The following is a 19,079-nucleotide window of genomic DNA, read 5'->3' as shown; positions in this document are numbered from 1 at the left end:
CCATGCTCACTAACGTTCGCTCGCATCGGTTTTTCCATCATTGCGAGAAAATTTACAATAGTAAATTAATGACGACCTGGTATCTATGCAACAATGCATCGCAGGGATAACATCGCGTAGGCTTTCGTCTTCAATAATACTTTGCTAAAATAACCTAAAAATAACAATTACTTATGAAATTAATTATTACCGTAATCATCATGGAAATACTCGCTGGAGCGGAAATAGATTTATTCGTTCCAAGTTTTCCTGAAATACAAAATACATTCAACCTTTCAACTTTTATGACAGAGTTACTACTTGGTGTTAATCTAACTGCTTATTGTATTACTTCGCTTATAGTCGGTAATTTAGGAGATAGGTACGGACGCAGACCAATTATTATACTCGGTTTACTAATTTTTAATCTTGGTAGTTTATTTTGTGTATTTGCAAATAATTATGCAGCTATATTATTTGGAAGATTTTTGCAAGGATGCGGGATATCATCGGTTGCAGTGCTAGTATATGTTGTTCTTGCCGATATTTATTCGGTACAAGAACAGCAAAGATTCATGGGCATTTTAAACGGCACTATTGCCCTTGCTATGGCAATAGCACCGGTTATAGGTAGCTACGTCAATTTATTTTGGGGCTGGCGTGGCAATTTTGCTTTGTTGCTTATAGTAGGTTTGATCAGTCTAATTCTTGGTATATTATTTATTCCAAAAAGAGAAGTTAATAGAAAAATACGTATTTCTTTAAAAGAATATATACCTATCTTCAAATCGCCAAAAGCTATATATTATATACTTACAATGATATTTCTTGCACAAGGATATTGGATATTTATTGGGATTGCTCCTATTTTATATATGCAAGATTTAGGTGTAACTTTAGAATATTTCGGACTTTATCAAGGAGCAATGGCAGCTCTATTCTCAATTATGAGCTTTTCAAGCGGTTATTGCTTTAAAAAATTCGGTATTAAAAATTGCTTCTATTTTGGAGTTATATTTATAATACTATTTCTACTAGGAAATAGCATATTAGTTGTATATAATATTAATAATCCTTTAACCATAACAATAGTTACTTTATTATTATCTCTTGGCGTGGTATATCCGATTAACATATTATGGCCATTGCTTTTAGAAGCTATTCCGGACGGTAAAGCTCGTATGACGGCTATTTTCACTGTGGCTAGATTGATTTTAACGGCATTTGGGCTGCAATTAGTAGGATTTTTATATAACGGTACTTTTACTCCTCTTGGCATTACTATATCCAGTGTTACGCTATTTGGGTTAGTAACATTACCTAAATTATTTAAGTACGATAAAGTCTTTGAGATTTCTAGTAACGTGTAGATGTCTTTGTGTCATCAATTGTGTCGTCATTGCGAGGAAAAACTGTAAGTTTTGACGAAGCAATCTCAGAAATTTGTTATTATTTCATAAGATTGCCACGCAGCCTACGGCTGCTCACAATGACAAAAAGCTGATTCACACAGGAATAACCTAGAAACTGATGTAAGAAAAAATAAACAAATGATCAATAACAATTTTATCTTCAAGATAGCTTTCAGATATTTTAGAGCTAAGAAAAATGAAAAGTTTGTTTCTATTATTTCTGCCTTTTCTTTAGTGGGCGTAATGATCGGCGTTGCAGCATTGATAGTAGTCATGTCCGTTATGAACGGTTTTCATATAGAGCTTACTAAAAATATTATCGGCTTAAATGGGGATATAGTGATAAATCGGCAAGGTGGTAGTATTGATAACTATGAAGAGATTAAAGCCAAACTCCTAAAACAAGATTATGTAAAGCATGTAACATTCATTGCTCACGGTCAAGCTTTGGCTCTTGGTAAAAGTAATAATAGCGGTGTGCTTGTTAAAGGTATGAAATTAAAGGATCTAAGTGTAAGAAATGAAATTTTTAAAAATGTAAATTTTGGTAGTTTTGATAATTTTCATGGCAAAAACGTAATAGCACTCGGAGAACAATTAGCAAGCAATTTAGGCGTAACCGTTGGGGATAAGATTAGATTAATTTCACCGAATTCAGTTTCTACAACCTTTGGCAGTATGCCAAGATCAAAAGAATTTAAAGTTATAGCAATTTTCAATAGCGGTATGTATGATTATGATTTGACAACGATATTAATGCCGCTTACCGCAGCACAAAATTTCTTATCTCTCGGCAACGATATTAATTTAATCGAAATTAATAGTCTAGATCCCGATAAAGCTCTCACATATTCATATAAAATACAATCACTATTAGGTCCAACCCTATATGTATTTAATTGGCAAACCTTAAATTCACAATTTTTAAGTGCTCTTGCTGTTGAGCGTACGGCTATGTTTACTATTCTATCTTTAATTATTACGGTTGCCGCATTTAATATTATTTCAAGCTTATTTATGCTTGTTAAAGATAAAACTTCAGATATTGCAATTCTTAGAACTATGGGAGCAAGCATAAGCAAATAATGCTTATTTTTATCTATAACGGAATGTTTATAGGATTACTTGGCACAACACTAGGTGTAATCCTTGGTGCTACCTTTTCTTACAATATTCAAACTATCAAGAATTATTTGGAGCGTATAACCGGTACTAAAATTTTCGAGGCAGCTATTTATTTTCTTTATAGTTTACCTTCAAAAGTAAGAGCTGAGGATATTATTTTAATTACCTCTTTATCTATAATATTGTGTTTTCTTGCAACAATTTATCCTTCTTATAGAGCCTCAAAATTAAATCCCGTGGATGCCCTAAGATATGAATAATACAGTCCTCATTTTAAAAAATATCTCAAAACATTACAGCCAAGGCAAAACTATTGTTAGAGTACTAGATGATCTTAATCTAACGGTTAATGAAGGTGAATTAATCTCTATAATAGGTTCTTCAGGTAGCGGCAAATCAACTTTACTACATATTGCCGGCTTGCTTGATAAACCTACAAACGGTCAAGTCATCATACCAAATAGCAAGTATCAAAAATATCATCTCATTCGTCTGCATTATTTAGGTTTTATCTATCAACAACATCACTTACTTAAAGATTTTACCGCTCTTGAAAATGTTATTATGCCAAGGTTTATTAGTGGTCTTGATCAAAAAGAAGCAATAGAAGATGCAACAAAGATATTAGATGATTTAGGGCTTGGGAAAAAACTCTATAATATGCCCGGAGAATTATCGGGAGGAGAACAACAACGGGTCGCTATAGCTCGGAGCTTAATTAATAAGCCGAAAATTATTTTAGCAGATGAACCGACAGGTAATTTAGATCCCAAAACTACAAATGAAGTATTTAATTTATTTTTAAAAGTAGCAAGAGAACAAAATACCGCAATTATTATGGTAACACATAACCATGAATTAGCACATAAAATGGATAAATTATATAAGCTAAATCACAGATTATTAAATATAGCTTGATTTAAAGCTCAAAAATTCTAATATTATATGTACTGTGAAGATTTCTAAAAAGATTTAATTTTGGCTCTTTTTTGCTGCAAATTACAAGATTTTTTTGAAATATGAATAACTATTCCTTCAAAAACCTTATTAATTTTTGCTAAAAAATATCTTAAAATAGCAAATCAATTAGAAATTTTCACAGAACCTAATATTCTTTTAATAAAGGTTAGTAATGGCTGAGCCTATTATATTTACTCTTTTACTTGGAGATGCAGATCGGATATTAGAGCAAATAAACAAGCAGGAAACTCAAAATACACTGCCTATTATCCGGCTAGAAGTTAATAAAGCATCACATATACCCGATAAAGAACGTATTTTTTCAGAGATCTTACAAAAATCCCACAAAAAGGGCAAAATACCGATTTTTAATATTCAACTTAATAACAATAACATACAACCTATTTTTAAGGTACAAGATTTAATTAATTTACAAAATTTAAATATAAAAACTACTATTACTTTTGATCAATATAATTCATTACCCAAAAATTCTGAACTAGCAGCTTATTGGAAGCAAATTATGAAAAAAGTTGATCATGTTTTTTTTACAAATGAAGCAGATCAAAATTTATCTATAGCCGATGGTATAGTACCAAAAGATAAAGCCACTACAATTACGGATATAAGTTTAGTAACATCTGTTTTTAACAATCTTGTATATGATCGTAAAATTGATCAATTACTTTCCGGTACAATACCTGATAAAGAAAAGCTAGATAAAATAATAAAAAACGCTAAAAATCAAGGCGGTAGAGTGATTATAGAAACTTGGCCTCTTTCTGCAGACGAAGCAACAAATCTTATCACTGCTAAATTCGGTATTACCTCTGAAGATCAAATTTACGGATTGAAACTCGAAATTAATGAAATCTTAAAAGATTCAAATAATGCTGCTGGAAACTTAAAAAAATATGTATCACAAATATCTAGGCAATTTCAAAAAGATTTAGGTAAAACTGAGGTAAATCCTATTGACTTTAATTTTAATACAAAGAAAGTGATGAATGATAGACCTAAGGATATACAAGTAGAACAAACAACATCATATGAACCTCCAAAAGCAAACCAACCACAACCGCAAGTTTTTTTTAAAAGAATTTTTAACTATTTTAAAGATATAATAACTAGTTTTAAAGAAGCAATATTCGGCAAAAAAGAAGAACCTAAAACTCACGAATCAACAACTCCAACTACGGAAGCAAAGCCGACAATAACAGAAGAACCACTAACCACTGTTGCATCTTCTATAAATCCACCGCAACAGCAAGCTCCCGCTAATAATCAAAAACCATGGGAAAAATTAGGAATTCCACAGGAAATGTATAAGGAATCTCTAAAAGCAGAACAACAATTAGCCAAACCAGTAATAGAGCCAAAACAGCAGATACCTGAAAAAAAATCATCACTGGTTATAAATACTGAAGATCAAGTTGGTGTTTATAATACAGGAAATATAAAACAACCTACTTATTTATACACTGAAGATGATATAAAAAATATATTGGAAGCAAATATAGATAAGAATATGTGCTCTATATTTCATCATGCCTCTTTAGAAGAGCCGGAAATACTAAAAGATACTCTTCGTGTTACAGTAGAGGATTTAATACTAGATAATAAGCCTGCAATTATACCACTAAATACAGGACATAACCATTGGTTACTCTTAATGGCTAGTAAAGATGATAAAGGTAATATAAACTTTATGTATAATGATCCCTATGGTGAGCCATTGGAATCTCGACCAAAAGTAACAGAATATATTACCGAAATTTATCCCGATGCAAAAATAACAGACCTAAATACCAAACAACAAGAAAATGTATATGATTGCGGAGTTTTCGTATGCGATAGTGCAATAAAACTCTCTAAAGGGCAAAAAATTCTAACTACTGAAGAATCTAAAGACCAAGGTATAAATTTAAGGAAAACTCAAGCTAATACATTATTAATACAGCAACAAGCAATAGCGATTGGACACAAATCACGCAATACATCATCTACAAATAACAAAATTCACAATCTTATTAACAGCCGAAAAACAAAAGATACTGAAAGGAGTCGTTGATAACAAAAAAACATTAGGCAAAATCTATAATTACTAATATAATTATTTATAGTTAATTTATATTTTAACAAGGAATGACTACCATACTTGTGATCGTTATTATAATAATGATCGCCTTATCTGCTTTATTTGCCGCTACCGAAACTGCTATTACCGCTTCTTCCCCAGGGAAGATTCATAAACTTAAAATCGCCGGTAATAAGCGTGCTAAAACAGTTTTAGAGGTTCTTAAGAAAAAAGAAAAGGTCATAGGAACTTTATTAATAGGTAATAGTTTAATCAATACTGTTTGTACCACTATTGCTACTACTCTCTTTATTAGCTTTCTTGGAGATAATGGACCCATTGTTGCTTCCGGCGTTATGGCTTTTATAATTATTGTTTTTGCCGAAGTAGTACCGAAAGCAATAGCCGTTGCTAAACCTGAACAATTAGCATTAAAAATGGCTTCAACTATCGTAATATTTTTAAAGCTTTTCAAACCTATTAATATTGCTCTTGATTACATTACAAAAATATTTTGCTTCATATTTCGTATTAATTTACATCCTCAAATATCAGGAACGGAAGAAGTAAGAGGCGTGATTGAGCATTACCATCAAGAAGGCGGAGTTTATAAATCTGATCGTAATATGCTCGGCGGGATATTAGATATACGTAATATGACGGTATCGGAAATTATGACTCACAGAAGTAGTATTATAGCCCTTAATATCGACCTACCTCATGAAGTGATAATTAAAACTTTATTATCGGGTGCTCATACACGTATACCTTTATGGCAAGATAATAGAGATAATATAATAGGAATTCTCAATCTAAAAGATTTGCTTAAAGCATTATACGAAAATAATAATGATGCAAAAAAAGTGGATATTAATAAACTTCTAACCCCACCTTGGTTTATCCCTGAGAATGCACTTGTAGTAGACCAGCTACATGCATTTAGAGAACGTAATAATCATTTTGCTTGTGTTGTAGATGAGTATGGTACTCTACTAGGTATTATTACTCTTGAAGATGTTATAGAAGAAATAGTAGGACCCATTACTGATGAACATGATAGACTTAATAATGAAATTATCAAGAAGTCTAATACCGAGTTCATTATAAAAGGAACTACGACTATTAGAGATATTAACCGAGAACTTGATTGGAATTTATCGGATGAAGATGCAAACACTATAGCAGGATTAATAATCCATAAAATTGCTAGAATTCCAAATCAAGGGGAAATAATTGAAATATTTAATTTAAAGGTAATTATTTTAAAGAAAATTGCCAATAAGATTGATAGCGTAAAAATTACCGTATTACCTACTACCGAGGAAACAATAAGCAGTGAGTGAAATCGGTAATTTTTTACTGCTAACAACGATGTGCTTGTCGGTTATCGGTTTGTCTTTTGTCTTTTATGTCATTCCTGCGAAAGCGGGAATCCATAAAAAATCTCTGTTTTATAGACTTGATTCCCGCTTTCGCGGGAATGACAACTACCTCATTACTTGTCCCTTCTACATAGCTGCCTCATGTACTATACTTGCCTTTTTTACCCTAGTCTATGCTTTTATTATCTCTGACTTTTCACTACAAAATGTTTTCTTAAATTCCAGTACTTTAAAACCTTTAATATATAAAATAGCCGGTAGTTGGTCGAGCCACGAAGGCTCAATGTTATTATGGTTTTGTTTATTACAAATCGTTAGTTGCTGTTATATATTTTTACTTGAAGATAACCGTCTTAAATTTTTATCTATTATTATTCTATCAGCCATACAATTATTTTTTAGCAGCTTTATTTACTTTACCTCCAATCCTTTTAATGTGTTTTCTTTCGTTCCTAAAGAAGGGTTAGGCTTAAACCCGATGCTACAAGATATTGCTTTGAGCATCCATCCTCCTCTACTTTATTTAGGCTATGTTAGCTATGTAGTACCGTTTACTATTGTTTGTGCCTCTATGTCATTCTCATACCCACTTACGTCATTCCCGCGGAAGCGGGAATCCATTAATGACAGAAGACTTCTCAAAACATTTTCCAATATCGGTATCTTATTTACTACCATAGGAATTAGCCTTGGTTCTTGGTGGGCATATAGAGAACTCGGCTGGGGCGGATTTTGGTTTTTTGATCCGGTAGAAAATATTTCACTATTTCCTTGGTTATCCGGAATTATGCTCCATCATTCTATAATTGTAACAACAAAAACCGGACGTATGCAAAACTGGACAGTAATTTTATCCATCATTACTTTTTTATTAGTAATATTTAGTGCTTTTTTAGTACGTTCCGGTTTTATTACCTCAATTCACTCTTTTGCATTCTCACCTGAGAGAGGAATATACTTGCTTGGAATATTTTTGATTATGGGGATTGGTAGTATTGGGTTGTATACTATCACATCATTGCGAGGAAATGCATTAGCATTGACGAAGCAATCTCAGGAAACTAACCGAGATTGCCACAGCCACTTTCGTGGCTTCGCAATGACGAATTGTGGAAACTCCATACTTCTCGGTAATATATTCCTCCTTCTTAGCCTTATTGTGCTAATAGCTGCCACACTTTATCCGCCAATTTACTCTTTATTCGACGATAAATCTATTATTATTAGTGAAACATTTTTTGTTAATAATTTTATTATATTCGTTATCCCTATTCTTGGTACCATAGGATTATTTACTACCAGAAGCTCTATTAAAAAACATATTATAATTCTAATATTATCTCTAATAATTACTTATTTAATATCATTAAAAGTAACATTTAGTGTTATATCGATTTTAACTATAATCGCATCTATATTTCTTATGCTTCATAATATTCATTATCTTTTGGTTAAAACTAATTATTGTAGAAATAGACTTAAAGCAAGTAACGCTAGTATGATCCTTGGGCATTTTGGTTTTGCACTAATTAGTTTTAGTATTACTATGAATACATTATTACAAAGTGAAATGGATTTTACCGGCAGAGTAGGAATAAGTAAAACATTTAACGAATTTAAAGTAACATTGCAAAATATTAAGTTTGCTCAAGGTAAAAATTATTATAGACAAATTGCTGAATTTTGGCTTGAGGATAATAGCCGTAATATAACTATATTAAAGCCGGAAAATAGGCTTTATATAGTTGAAAAGAGTTTATCGCAAGAAAGTGATATATACTCTTACTTATCATATGATCTTTACGCAGTTTTAAGTAATATAGACGGCGATATAATCCATGCTAAAATATATTACAAGCCAACGATGAGCTTTATTTGGCTTGGAATTATTCTTACCGCTTCCGGTTTTTTTATTGCACTAATCAGAAAAAATTCTAGCTAATTTGAACCATCACATTTAAGGTTTAAAATTTTTATACTATTCGGATGATCAGCTCCGAATTGTTCTATCTGATTATTACGGAATTTTTCATACCAAAATTTCTTAGGTAAAGTACAACTAGCTTTAGCAGCTGCAAAATACATATTACTTATTTCATACACATTTTCCATATTTTCTTTATAGTTATTCCAATATATATTTTCAGCAGTAGCATAAGTATCTACCGCCTCCTCATTTTGATTAAGTAACACTAGTGCATCCCCTTCAGCAACAAACGTTTTTGCCAACTCTATATCCGGTGATATAATAATCTCTTTGTTAGGTCTAGTTGGATCATTAAGAAAAATTGCTTTAGCTTTTTTATTCTAGAGCTTCGGTAACATCACCTAAACCTAGTTTTGCTCTTGATTTTTGGGTAAAAATTCGTCCAAATACTTGATTTTCCTCTTTTTTACTTGACTTATTCATATCATATACTTCTTCTAATAAAGAAAGAGCTTCCTGATGTTTCTTAAGATTATTTAATACATCTAATTTAATGAGATATGAACCGGTAAGAAATAAATCTTGAGGTTTCATCCCGTTTTCGGTACAAGCATTTATAGTATCGTCAATTCTTCTTAATGCTTCATAATTTTTACCTTAGATATTAAATAATTTAGCTTTTGCATAATATATAGTTGCTATGTCAGTTTGATCTACTAGATTTTGATTGAACATATCTTCCATCATTTGGATATTTTTTTCTGCTTCTTCTAGATTTCCTAGCTGAATATTGGATATAGCCGAACCGAAAACTACATTACATTTTATGGAATCATATCCTTTCACTTCATCAAATACCTGCTTAGCTTTCGTATCATATTCAATTGCTTTTTTAGGATCTGACCAAGTTCTATAATACCACCCTATACGTCCTAAATATGCAGCATAAGCAAATTTTTCTTCATTATTCATTGTCCATAATTTAAATTTACCTTTTTGATCGTTTTTATCAAACCAATTTACTAATTTTTTTTCGGAAGAATTAGCATATTGTATTAATAAATTTATAACTCTAAAATTTTATATATCGATATATCGTATTTTTCTGCATTTTTTGTAATTAATCCGGTATAGTTTTAGCATTTCTAAAAATACGCCCCTTTACTAAACTTTTAGGTATAGAATTTAAAAGATTAGTAACACTCGTTTAAGATATTCTTTATTTTCTTTATCTCCATTTATTTGTAATATTTTTTTAGCTATAACATCATGCATTTTAAATATCAGATTAACTTCATTAGGTTCAATATTAGAGATCAAAGCAAATTTAGAAAACTGATAAATATCATCATCTAGACTATGCTTATCTTCAGTAATAGAATTTAATAATTCTTTTGAAAAACTTTGATTATTAAACAATGCTATCCCATCTAGTAATCTCTTGGCACTAGGCTTTAATTCATTACTAACAAGTTTTATATTTAGCTCAATTTTATCCTTAGAGGCTTTTACCTTTTTCTTGTATTGCTTTAAGTTTAAACCTTGTATTTGATTTAATATTTGTGCTCCTTGAACTATGAGAATCGGATAAGCTCCAAATGCTTGAGTCAAAAAATTTATTAATTCCGGATTTTTATTTTCCAATATATTTTTTTGCAAGTAATACAGCTTCCGGCTTAGTGAAAGCGTTTGCTTTGATTATGTTAGATAATAATTCATTATCTTGGGAACAAAATATAATATTACCGTTATACTCCCAATTAATAAAATCCTCTATTTTCTTATTCTCGCCTATTTTTAAATTATCAAACACCAATAACCATTTATCTTTACTTGCTAGATAAACCATTAAATCTTTCTTCATCACTGCCATATCTTCTGAAATCACCGGTAGATTTTACCTTTATCTTGCTTTTTTCTGGATCCCTGCCTACGCGGGGATGACATATAGTAGGTTTTGAGCCATGCAACAAGGCATGTAGGCGGGAAGAAAGAACAAACAAAGCCCCCTTTTTTCAAAGAGGGCTTTTTTCTTGAGGAACTTATAAACGTGCTAATCGGGAGCGATTAGAAGTTTACACGGACTTTTAGAGTACCTTGATGTGCAGTATATTTACTTGCAATCTGAGCATCGTAACCGATTCCGTACTCCATCTTAGCATCAGATCTTATGCTTGCACTTAAACCTAAATTATAAGATGTTTTAGCGGTTCTGTCAGGCTGGCTGATACACGGAGTAACTTGTCCGTCTAATACAGACTGAGTTTTAGATAATCTACCGGTTACTTTGTGAACCACAAAAGCATGAACTTCCGGATATACCGCAAAATCAGTTATGTTCATAGTACCGCCGGCTACTTTAGCACCTACTATTAAATCGGTTCTATCGCTAAACTTGCTGTTAACTTGCTTGTTTGCAACTGTTGTACCGGTTTCTTTGTAGTTTTCGTCAGAAGACTTTAAGTAGCTAAGTCCTGCCATTGGAGTTACTAACACACCTTGCATTGCATTGTAATCATAACCGACTGTTAAGTTACCACCGAATGTCATGTTATCGTAATTACCGGCAGCAATTTGCTTGCTCATATTACCGTTAGCATCGAAGAAGTAACGCTGACTTTTGTTCTTCACTTGGTTTAAGCTAAATATTGCACTACCTTGAGCAAAGAAGTTCTCAACAAGCTGCTGGGCACCATATAGAGAGAATGAGAAACCGTTAACGTCGGTTTTATCACCTTTCTTATAATCTTGGTGTTTTATATCAGTTTTAGTGATACCAATAGCAGCACCGATCATTAAGTTATTGTTAGCTAGCGTATCTAAACCGATTACAATACCGGTGGTTTTAGCTTTATAACCAGCTAAGCCACCTTTCTTACTTTGATGTGCATCAGTATAGAAAGGTTTTGCCCATATACCGTAAGCTACATTATCAACAGCCTCGTCACCTGCAGCAACCGCAGCCGGTATTGCTCCCGCTTCAGATCCAACCATTTCAGGAGTACCTAAATATCTAAGAGCACCTAATCTGTTACCAAGTTGAGCTTGGATATCTTTAGCTACATCTAATTGTGCATTAGTTATGGCCGTACTTGTATCGGTAACGATAGTTCCGACAAAATTAGCAGAATCAGCACTATTTTTAGCTAAAAGAAGATTATTATATGCTGCAGTATTAGTTGCATTTACAAATGTTGTAACGTTCTGACCTATACCCGGTGCACCTCCAAACGGACTATTTGTGATATCATTAGTAACTACGTTTTCTGCATTGTTAGTACGCGTTATTACATAATCTTGGTTAGCAGCACGTATTAAACCGTAATTTACGAAACGATTACTTCCGGTTACAGTAAAGTTAGGACCTCCTAAAGTACCGTTAAATCTAGCACCACCTTGGATTAAAGTATAAGTTTGTGTACCACTGAAATTTGCATTGGCATTATCTTGTACGTTAATGGTTGTAGTTCCTGTAGTTGTTGCATTAACTTGCGCACCTTCCGCGATAACGATGTGACCTATATTACCGTTTGCTAATGTTAAAGTAGTTTCAATAGAAGTATTATTTCCCCATGTTGAAGTACCACCTGCAAATGTTAAAGTATTTGTAAGAAGATCGATTTTACCGTTAATAGCAGTAGTACTGCCGCCTAAAATTACATTAGAATTTACAATACCTAAGTTATAAGTACCAAAGTCTATGACTTGTGAATAAATATTTCCTTTTAATCCTGCACCATTATTACTACCTGTAAATCTAACAGAAGCTACAGGAGTATCTGAATCACCTATACTACCGACTAATGCATTACCTAAATAAGTTACAGTACCGTTATTAGCTTTAGTAGTAACAATCATACTTGTAGAATTAGAAAATATACCGTCAGCAAATCTTACATTAGCGTTACCGTTAACACTTCCAAGAGTAATTTTACCGTCAAAATCTGTTCCGGCTATACCGCCTGTAGTAACAGTTACACCGTCATTAATTGTTGTGTTAGTTGCAATAATATTACCTAAGTTGTTATAGTCTGTAGTAAACGTTACTTGCTTGAACTGTGAAGCGCCAATACCTGTGCCTAAGCCATAAACTGTACCAGGGGTATTAGGAACACCACCGCTAAGTGTGACAGTACCTTGATTATTGTTTATAGTACCGATACCTGCATATAATGTAGTAGCATTAACAATTATGCCGTTATCGCTTCCAAGACCTAGACCTACGATATTATTTTGATCACCGATTACTTGACCGTCAGCGATGACACTATCAACACCTGAAACAATCACGCTAGGAACATTAAAACCTTCAGCTGTTTCATTACCTACGGTACTTTTAATTGTTAAAGGAATTATGTTGCCTGCATCATTGAATGGAATACCGCTAGGTAAGAATAAAACTGCACCTAAACTTGAATTTTCAAAAGCAATTGTATCAGTCATGGCACCATGATAATTACCTGCATTACCTATCTCATTAACCACTACGTTACCGGGACCAGAAACCGTTATTTGTTTTAAAGCATTAACAGGTACAGCTTGTTTGTTTAATGTTACGTTAATAGGACCGGTATTAACGAATTCTACTATACCGGTACCATCAGCAGATGCAATAAAGTCTGCAGTATAGTTACCACTAATTTGTAAGGTAGAATTAGCTGCAATTGTAGTGTTACCGTTAAATGTTGCATTACCTAAGAACTTAACAGTAGTACCGTTATCTAATGCTACAGTATTAAACTTATTACCTTGCTGTCCACCGACTGTACCGCTTACTATATTTTTTCCACCGGCATTAAAGACAAAAGAACCTACGTTAGCATCGGTAGTAGTAATATTAGTAGCATATAAATTTACACCTTCACCAACATTTAATACAGTATCAGCATGAACCCCTTTAGATCCAAAATTAATTTCTGCAAGTGGATTTGCAGCACTACCTAAATTTGTACCGGCTGCAAGAGTTGTATTATTATTTACAACAGGATTAAATATTATTTTACCTTGACCGGCAGCATTTGTAGTTCTTGTTATTAAATAACTATTATGAGCGAATTGTACTGAACCGTTATTTCCAATAACTAACTCGTTAATAGCAACATTACCGCCATTTAAAGCTGTTTTACTTGAGCCAATATTAAATTGTTCAAGAGTTTTATTATTAGCTCCAATAGTACCGATTGTACCGCTAATAGTTAAAGTTTGAGCATTTGTTAGGCTACTCGCATCAACAACGCCTGTTTGATCAGTAGCTATAGCTAAATCACAATCAACTACAATATTATTTTGCGTGCTTGTTAATTTAATAGTACCACCGTTAGCTTGGAAATTAATCGTTCCACCGTTAGCACCGATAATATTTGCTCCACCAAGTGTTAATGTTTTTGTAGCATCGTTAGCTAAAGTAATGCCTTGTAACTCAGCACCGCCGCCACCGTTCCCTATATCGCCGGTAATTGTAGCACTACCGTCCAAGGTAATAGCACCGGCTGCAAGCACACCGCCGACAAGAGCAGTTTGGTTAACTTTACCGTTTATAACTGTACCATCAGCAAGTTTAAAGACAGAACCGGCATTTCCTAAACGTAACTCGGCAGTATGTGTTCCTGATAATTGGACAACTCCGACACCTGATGCTTCAATTGCTGTAATATTATTTGTCACCGCAACATTTGCATCTGCACTAGCACTTGCTAAAGTACCGTTAGCATCAAAAGTTATCACACCTGCAGTGTTACCGGGATCGTTAGCATCACCTGTAAAATTACCGGTAAGGGTCATAGTATCAGGAACTGTAATCTGTGCTGCAAGATTACCGAAATCAGTAGTACCAAAGTTTGAGTTTTGGGTTATTGCAACTTTAGAAGCTGCTGTTTTAAAGGCAGTAGTACCATCTATACCAACGTCAACTATGTGTCTAAAATTTACTTGTCCATTTGCATTAGCACTTTGTATAACCATGTCTTTAGCATAAACTTGTCCATCGATTGTTGCTGCCTTACCATTATCTACGCTAACAACAAATCCTGCAGCTCTACCTGCGCCATTATTAGTACCTATTACTGCATTAGCAGGGCCGGCATTAGCTATAAGTTGACCGTTTATTGCAACAGTGTTCAATTCGATAATACCTTTTAGATTACCGCCTAAACTTCCTGTAACGTTAAAGTCGGTAGCAGCACCATTCTTACTTAATAATACTAATCTACCCGTACCGTCTGTTCCATTAAAATTAATAGTAGTACCACCTGCTTGTAAATTTAAAGCATTAGCATTAGTAGCATCAGTATTGAACATGAAACCTTGACCGTCACCGATATTAATTGCCTTAACAGTAGCAAAACTTTTATCTGAAACTTGAATAAATCCATTAGTAACATTTAATGTACCATTAGCACCATTAACAGCATTACCTGCAAGTATAAGAGGAGCTTTTTGAGTTGTAGGATTTGCTAAATCAAATACTAATGTAGAAGCCGCACCGAAGTCTATTGTTCCTAAACCGCTAAGGTCATTATTGGCAATAGCAGCACCACCATTAAATTGTGCAACAATATTTTGAGCATTGTGTGTAGCAGCAGCTTGTACATTAGTAATACCTTGACCTGTTATAGTAAGAGTTTTACCGGCACCAAGCGTAAGGTTAAAGCGGTTAGCATTATTAGCAACATTATTGATGAACCCTAAGGTAGTATCTTCACTCACTGTCACTGCTAAATTGTTTGCATTACTTAAAAACAAACCGTTAAAACTACCGGCTGGAGTATTTAAATTAATACCATTATTAGCATTAGCAGTAATAACTGCATTTGGAGCAACTGCAACATTTACAAGACCGGCAGTTTGGTCAAATCCCACACCATCAACAGTTGTAGCAACTCCGTTTGTTGTTCTATTCTGCTGTATAGCAGCACCCATAGCTGAACCTGCAAAACTGGCTACTATGGTAGCTGTAGAAGCAGTTACCAACCCTGCGGAAATTAATTTTTTTAGAAAATTTGGTTTTTGAGCCATAATTTTTGTCCTATATTTAAGTTAAAATTTAGTACCTAGTATTAAAACAAAGTTATCAAACTTGAGTCAAGATATCCCACATTTGATAAGGAAATAACCTAATATTTTGTTTCAATAGTCTCTAAACTACGAGCTGAGCATACTATATATTGTATATAATTACAAGCATCGCTATAGTTTTTTTATAAAGTTTTAATAAATGTTATATTTTTACCACATTGGCGTTATTCCTTATCAGGGTCATCCTGTGGCTTGACCGCGGGATCCAAAAAAAATAACTTAATAAGTATACATTTTTGATTTTTTTATATGGATACCGCTACAAACTTGCAGTATGACACCAAGAATTGGATCCCGTGGTCAAGTCACGGGATGACATATTTTCGTCTCACGGGATGACGAACTAATGATCCCCCTAATCTTTGTTAAATATTAGCACTTCAGCAGCATTTGCCCATTTTAGCATTTCATCGTATTTAGTATGCCAAATACGCATAATTTCTTTTTCATATTCTACAATTTGCTCTTCTAATCCTTCAAATTGTTTCACCATTTGACGTGCTTTAGAAAATATCGTGTCATTAGTAACGTCAAAAACTTTTTTCAAATGACGGTCTTGTTCTTCTTTATAATTTAAATGAGCTGCTCTACCAAGCTCGGCATCTTTATGCATATTTTCACTTCTTATCTGTATTTCAAAATTACGTTTAGAGTGTAAAAGCTACATTATATTATGAAGAGACTGATAGCCGTTGCTTTTTGGTCTATTGATATAATCTTTGGTGTATAACCAATCTAAATGTGGAGAACTCTTAACTACGTCCAAAGCATTATAGCATAGAGCTTTAGATTTAACTATAATCCTACATGCAATTAAGTCTTTCAATGCATCAATCGGCACTTCTTTCCTTGTCATCTTTTTTAAAACAGAATAAGGTTCTTTAAGACGCATATATATCTCATTTTCTATATCTGCTTTATTTAAATCTTCTTTAAGCAGATTAATAATATCACAAATCAAATCTCCTCCTGCTACCTAAAATTCTCTATATCTCTATTCTTAGTAAATATTACCTATAGCTTTTAGAACTTAAATCCACAAGACTGTTCATAACACTATTCAAGTAATTTATAAAATTAATTCTTTAACTAAAAATTAAAAAACAGATTAATAGTAAAAATAAATTTTTTCAATATAATTGTTTAATTAATTTTAACTTAGATTAATTGGATCAGTTCCTTAATAGCCATTTTACGGCTAAATACCTGCCGTTGTGCAGTTCCGTTGTCATCCCGTGGCTTTATGACCACGGGATCTTACATTACAGACTGTGTCCTAAGATACCGCGGTCAAACCGCGTTATGACATTAAATGAATAATAGCATTAAGCAATAAACAAGTCAGAAAATTTATCTATAGAACTTTCCGAAACACTACATAGAACTTCAGACATTTTGTTAAATTCTCCGGTACATTCAAGCACTATATCTACACCTGCATCTAAAACTTCTTTGGTCATACCTGCCATACTACCGCTTAAAGCTTTCATATCTATTGCATCGGAAATAATAAGCCCTTTAAAGCCGATATTATTTTTAATATAGTCTATCACTTTTTTTGATAGGGTGGCAGGATTCTCAGGATCAAGAGCTTTATAAATTATATGTGCCGTCATAGCAAGTTTAATATTATCGTGCTTCGCGAGCTCCTTAAATACTTTAAAGTCTGTTTTTGCTAACTCTTCTATATCAGCATCGACAATAGGTAATTTTTTATGGCTATCCACCGTAGCTCTACCATGGCCCGGAATATGTTTTATACAAGCCCCAACTTTCTCTTCTTGTAATCCGTCTATAGCAGCTAAACATAAAGGCACGACTACTTCCGGCTCCCCGCCGAAACTTCTATCGCCGACTATCTTGTCTGCTCCTTCGTGGATCAAATCCGCTACCGGTGCAAAATCTAGATTAATTCCTACTTCTCTCAGCTCTTTCGCAATATCACTATAATTTTGTTTACATGCTTGGGGATCAGTAAAAGTTTGAGCAGCTGGAGCGTCATAAAAAGTCGGTGCTATGAGCCTTTGTACCCTACCGCCTTCTTGATCTATAGAGATGATAGTATTTTCCCCTAATACTTCTTTTATATCTGCAATAAGCTTAATAAGGGCTTCTTTAGCCTGCGCACCGTTATCATTCTTTCTAATATTACGACGGAATAAAATTACACCTAAAGGATTATGCTCTTCAAATAATTCTCTTTCGGCATCGGTTAATTCAGGACCAGATATACCTATAATTACTGGCTTTACCATTTGTCTTATTGTCATAATATGTTTCTTTCTTTTCTTTAAAACGTAATATGACAAGTACTATACGCACGTCATCGAGGAATCGGCAAGAATTTTTTTTATTTGAAGAGACAAATTATGGAAATTGGTAAGTAATATATCGATTCTAGAGGTAGAAAGAGATGTAATATCTTTATTTAAAGATTTTTGGAGTAGATCAATATCATTAGCAGTATAATATTTTCTATTATTTATTTTATAATTAGATAAATCAGGGCTTTTTGTCTCTAGATATCTTAATTGATGTAAAGCAATATTTAAATGCTTAATCACTTCACTAGCAGAATAATATTTTTTTGTTAGCTTATTGTTTGTCATATACTCCAAATACAGATTTTGTTGCATGGCTCGTTTTATGTCATTCCCGCGTAGGCGGGAGTCCCCAAAAATAACCTTAATTGATACACATTATTGACAAAATAAACCTAAAAAAACAAGTTTTTTATAGGTTTTACTGGATTCCCGCTTTCGCGGGAATGACATAAAAAGCATTTTCCGATACATGCAACAAGCCAACAAATTATAACGAAGTTCATCGAGTAGATTCATTAATTAAAGCTTTTAATTTAGAAGAAGGGACAAAACGTAAATTCTTTTTTGATTCTATAATTACCGGTGCTTTGGTATGAAAATTTATTCCGGGACGTGGATTTTTTTGTTTAACCTCAAAGCTACCAAAATTCTTTAAAGTTAATTTTTGCTCTTTTGCTATTTCTAAAATATTAGAAAAAACCGTATGAACTATTTCCTCGCATAAATTATTTGAAAAACCCAATTTAGAGCTTAACATAGCTGCAATTTTTTCTTTGGTAATAGTCATAAATAATACCGGTTTTTAATGGTATATTGTCC

14 protein-coding genes and 2 pseudogenes are annotated in these 19,079 nt (G+C 33.1%); 6 read left to right on the top strand and 10 right to left on the bottom strand.

Features of this window, described 5'->3' with window-relative positions:
• Positions 1-173: 173 nt before the first annotated feature.
• From RAT170B_RS02820 to RAT170B_RS02795, 6 genes and pseudogenes are all read left to right on the top strand, one after another.
• The gene (locus tag RAT170B_RS02820; protein ID WP_045805572.1) at positions 174-1,349 is read left to right on the top strand and encodes a multidrug effflux MFS transporter; all 1,176 of its coding nucleotides are present in this window, start codon (positions 174-176) and stop codon (positions 1,347-1,349) included.
• 180 nt (positions 1,350-1,529) lie between these two features.
• Positions 1,530-2,776: pseudogene (locus tag RAT170B_RS02815) on the top strand (lipoprotein-releasing ABC transporter permease subunit).
• Entirely contained in the window at positions 2,769-3,434 is a 666-nt protein-coding gene (locus tag RAT170B_RS02810) for an ABC transporter ATP-binding protein (protein WP_045805571.1), read from the top strand. The pseudogene RAT170B_RS02815 and the gene RAT170B_RS02810 overlap by 8 nt, the downstream one beginning before the upstream one ends.
• 214 nt (positions 3,435-3,648) lie before the next feature.
• Positions 3,649-5,547 carry a Ulp1 family isopeptidase gene (locus tag RAT170B_RS02805; RefSeq protein ID WP_045805570.1) on the top strand — a complete coding sequence of 633 codons (1,899 nt, stop codon included), beginning with the start codon at positions 3,649-3,651 and terminating at the stop codon, positions 5,545-5,547.
• A 74-nt stretch (positions 5,548-5,621) separates the two neighbouring features.
• Complete coding sequence (locus tag RAT170B_RS02800) at positions 5,622-6,896, top strand: HlyC/CorC family transporter (RefSeq protein ID WP_045805569.1); 1,275 nt, start codon at positions 5,622-5,624, stop codon at positions 6,894-6,896.
• Positions 6,889-8,877, top strand: a complete 1,989-nt coding sequence (locus tag RAT170B_RS02795) for a heme lyase CcmF/NrfE family subunit (protein ID WP_082068643.1) — start codon at positions 6,889-6,891, stop codon at positions 8,875-8,877. Before RAT170B_RS02800 ends, RAT170B_RS02795 begins: the two co-directional genes overlap by 8 nt.
• Here the strand turns inward: RAT170B_RS02795 and RAT170B_RS02790 are convergent.
• From RAT170B_RS02790 to RAT170B_RS02750, 10 genes and pseudogenes are all read right to left on the bottom strand, one after another.
• Positions 8,874-9,164, bottom strand: coding sequence for a hypothetical protein (locus RAT170B_RS02790; protein ID WP_045805567.1), 291 nt, complete (start codon positions 9,162-9,164; stop codon positions 8,874-8,876). The genes RAT170B_RS02795 and RAT170B_RS02790 overlap by 4 nt on opposite strands.
• 73 nt (positions 9,165-9,237) lie before the next feature.
• The gene (locus tag RAT170B_RS02785; protein ID WP_045805566.1) at positions 9,238-9,456 is read right to left on the bottom strand and encodes a hypothetical protein; all 219 of its coding nucleotides are present in this window, start codon (positions 9,454-9,456) and stop codon (positions 9,238-9,240) included.
• A 63-nt stretch (positions 9,457-9,519) separates the two neighbouring features.
• On the bottom strand, positions 9,520-9,834 hold the full coding sequence (locus RAT170B_RS02780; RefSeq protein ID WP_225981260.1) for a hypothetical protein: 315 nt from the start codon (positions 9,832-9,834) through the stop codon (positions 9,520-9,522).
• A gap of 213 nt (positions 9,835-10,047) precedes the next feature.
• A complete protein-coding gene (locus RAT170B_RS07800; protein ID WP_261368660.1) occupies positions 10,048-10,506 on the bottom strand; it encodes a hypothetical protein in 459 nt (152 codons plus the stop codon).
• The gene (locus tag RAT170B_RS10335) at positions 10,496-10,750 is read right to left on the bottom strand and encodes a hypothetical protein (protein WP_186786277.1); all 255 of its coding nucleotides are present in this window, start codon (positions 10,748-10,750) and stop codon (positions 10,496-10,498) included. Before RAT170B_RS10335 ends, RAT170B_RS07800 begins: the two co-directional genes overlap by 11 nt.
• Before the next feature lie 179 nt (positions 10,751-10,929).
• Positions 10,930-15,876, bottom strand: a complete 4,947-nt coding sequence (ompB, locus tag RAT170B_RS02770; protein ID WP_045805565.1) for an outer membrane protein OmpB — start codon at positions 15,874-15,876, stop codon at positions 10,930-10,932.
• Between the two features lie 415 nt (positions 15,877-16,291).
• A pseudogene (locus RAT170B_RS02765) lies at positions 16,292-16,897 on the bottom strand (bifunctional (p)ppGpp synthetase/guanosine-3',5'-bis(diphosphate) 3'-pyrophosphohydrolase).
• Between the two features lie 364 nt (positions 16,898-17,261).
• Positions 17,262-18,206, bottom strand: a complete 945-nt coding sequence (nagZ, locus tag RAT170B_RS02760; RefSeq protein WP_045805564.1) for a beta-N-acetylhexosaminidase — start codon at positions 18,204-18,206, stop codon at positions 17,262-17,264.
• Between the two features lie 42 nt (positions 18,207-18,248).
• Positions 18,249-18,545 (bottom strand): MerR family transcriptional regulator, encoded by a 297-nt coding sequence (locus tag RAT170B_RS02755; protein ID WP_024704344.1) that lies wholly within the window; start codon positions 18,543-18,545, stop codon positions 18,249-18,251.
• Between the two features lie 214 nt (positions 18,546-18,759).
• Positions 18,760-19,047 carry an HU family DNA-binding protein gene (locus tag RAT170B_RS02750; RefSeq protein ID WP_014014705.1) on the bottom strand — a complete coding sequence of 96 codons (288 nt, stop codon included), beginning with the start codon at positions 19,045-19,047 and terminating at the stop codon, positions 18,760-18,762.
• Positions 19,048-19,079 lie beyond the last annotated feature (32 nt).

The organism is Rickettsia argasii T170-B, from assembly GCF_000965185.1.
GTDB classification, from domain to species: domain Bacteria; phylum Pseudomonadota; class Alphaproteobacteria; order Rickettsiales; family Rickettsiaceae; genus Rickettsia; species Rickettsia rickettsii.
This window is presented reverse-complemented; position numbering and strand designations above follow the sequence as displayed.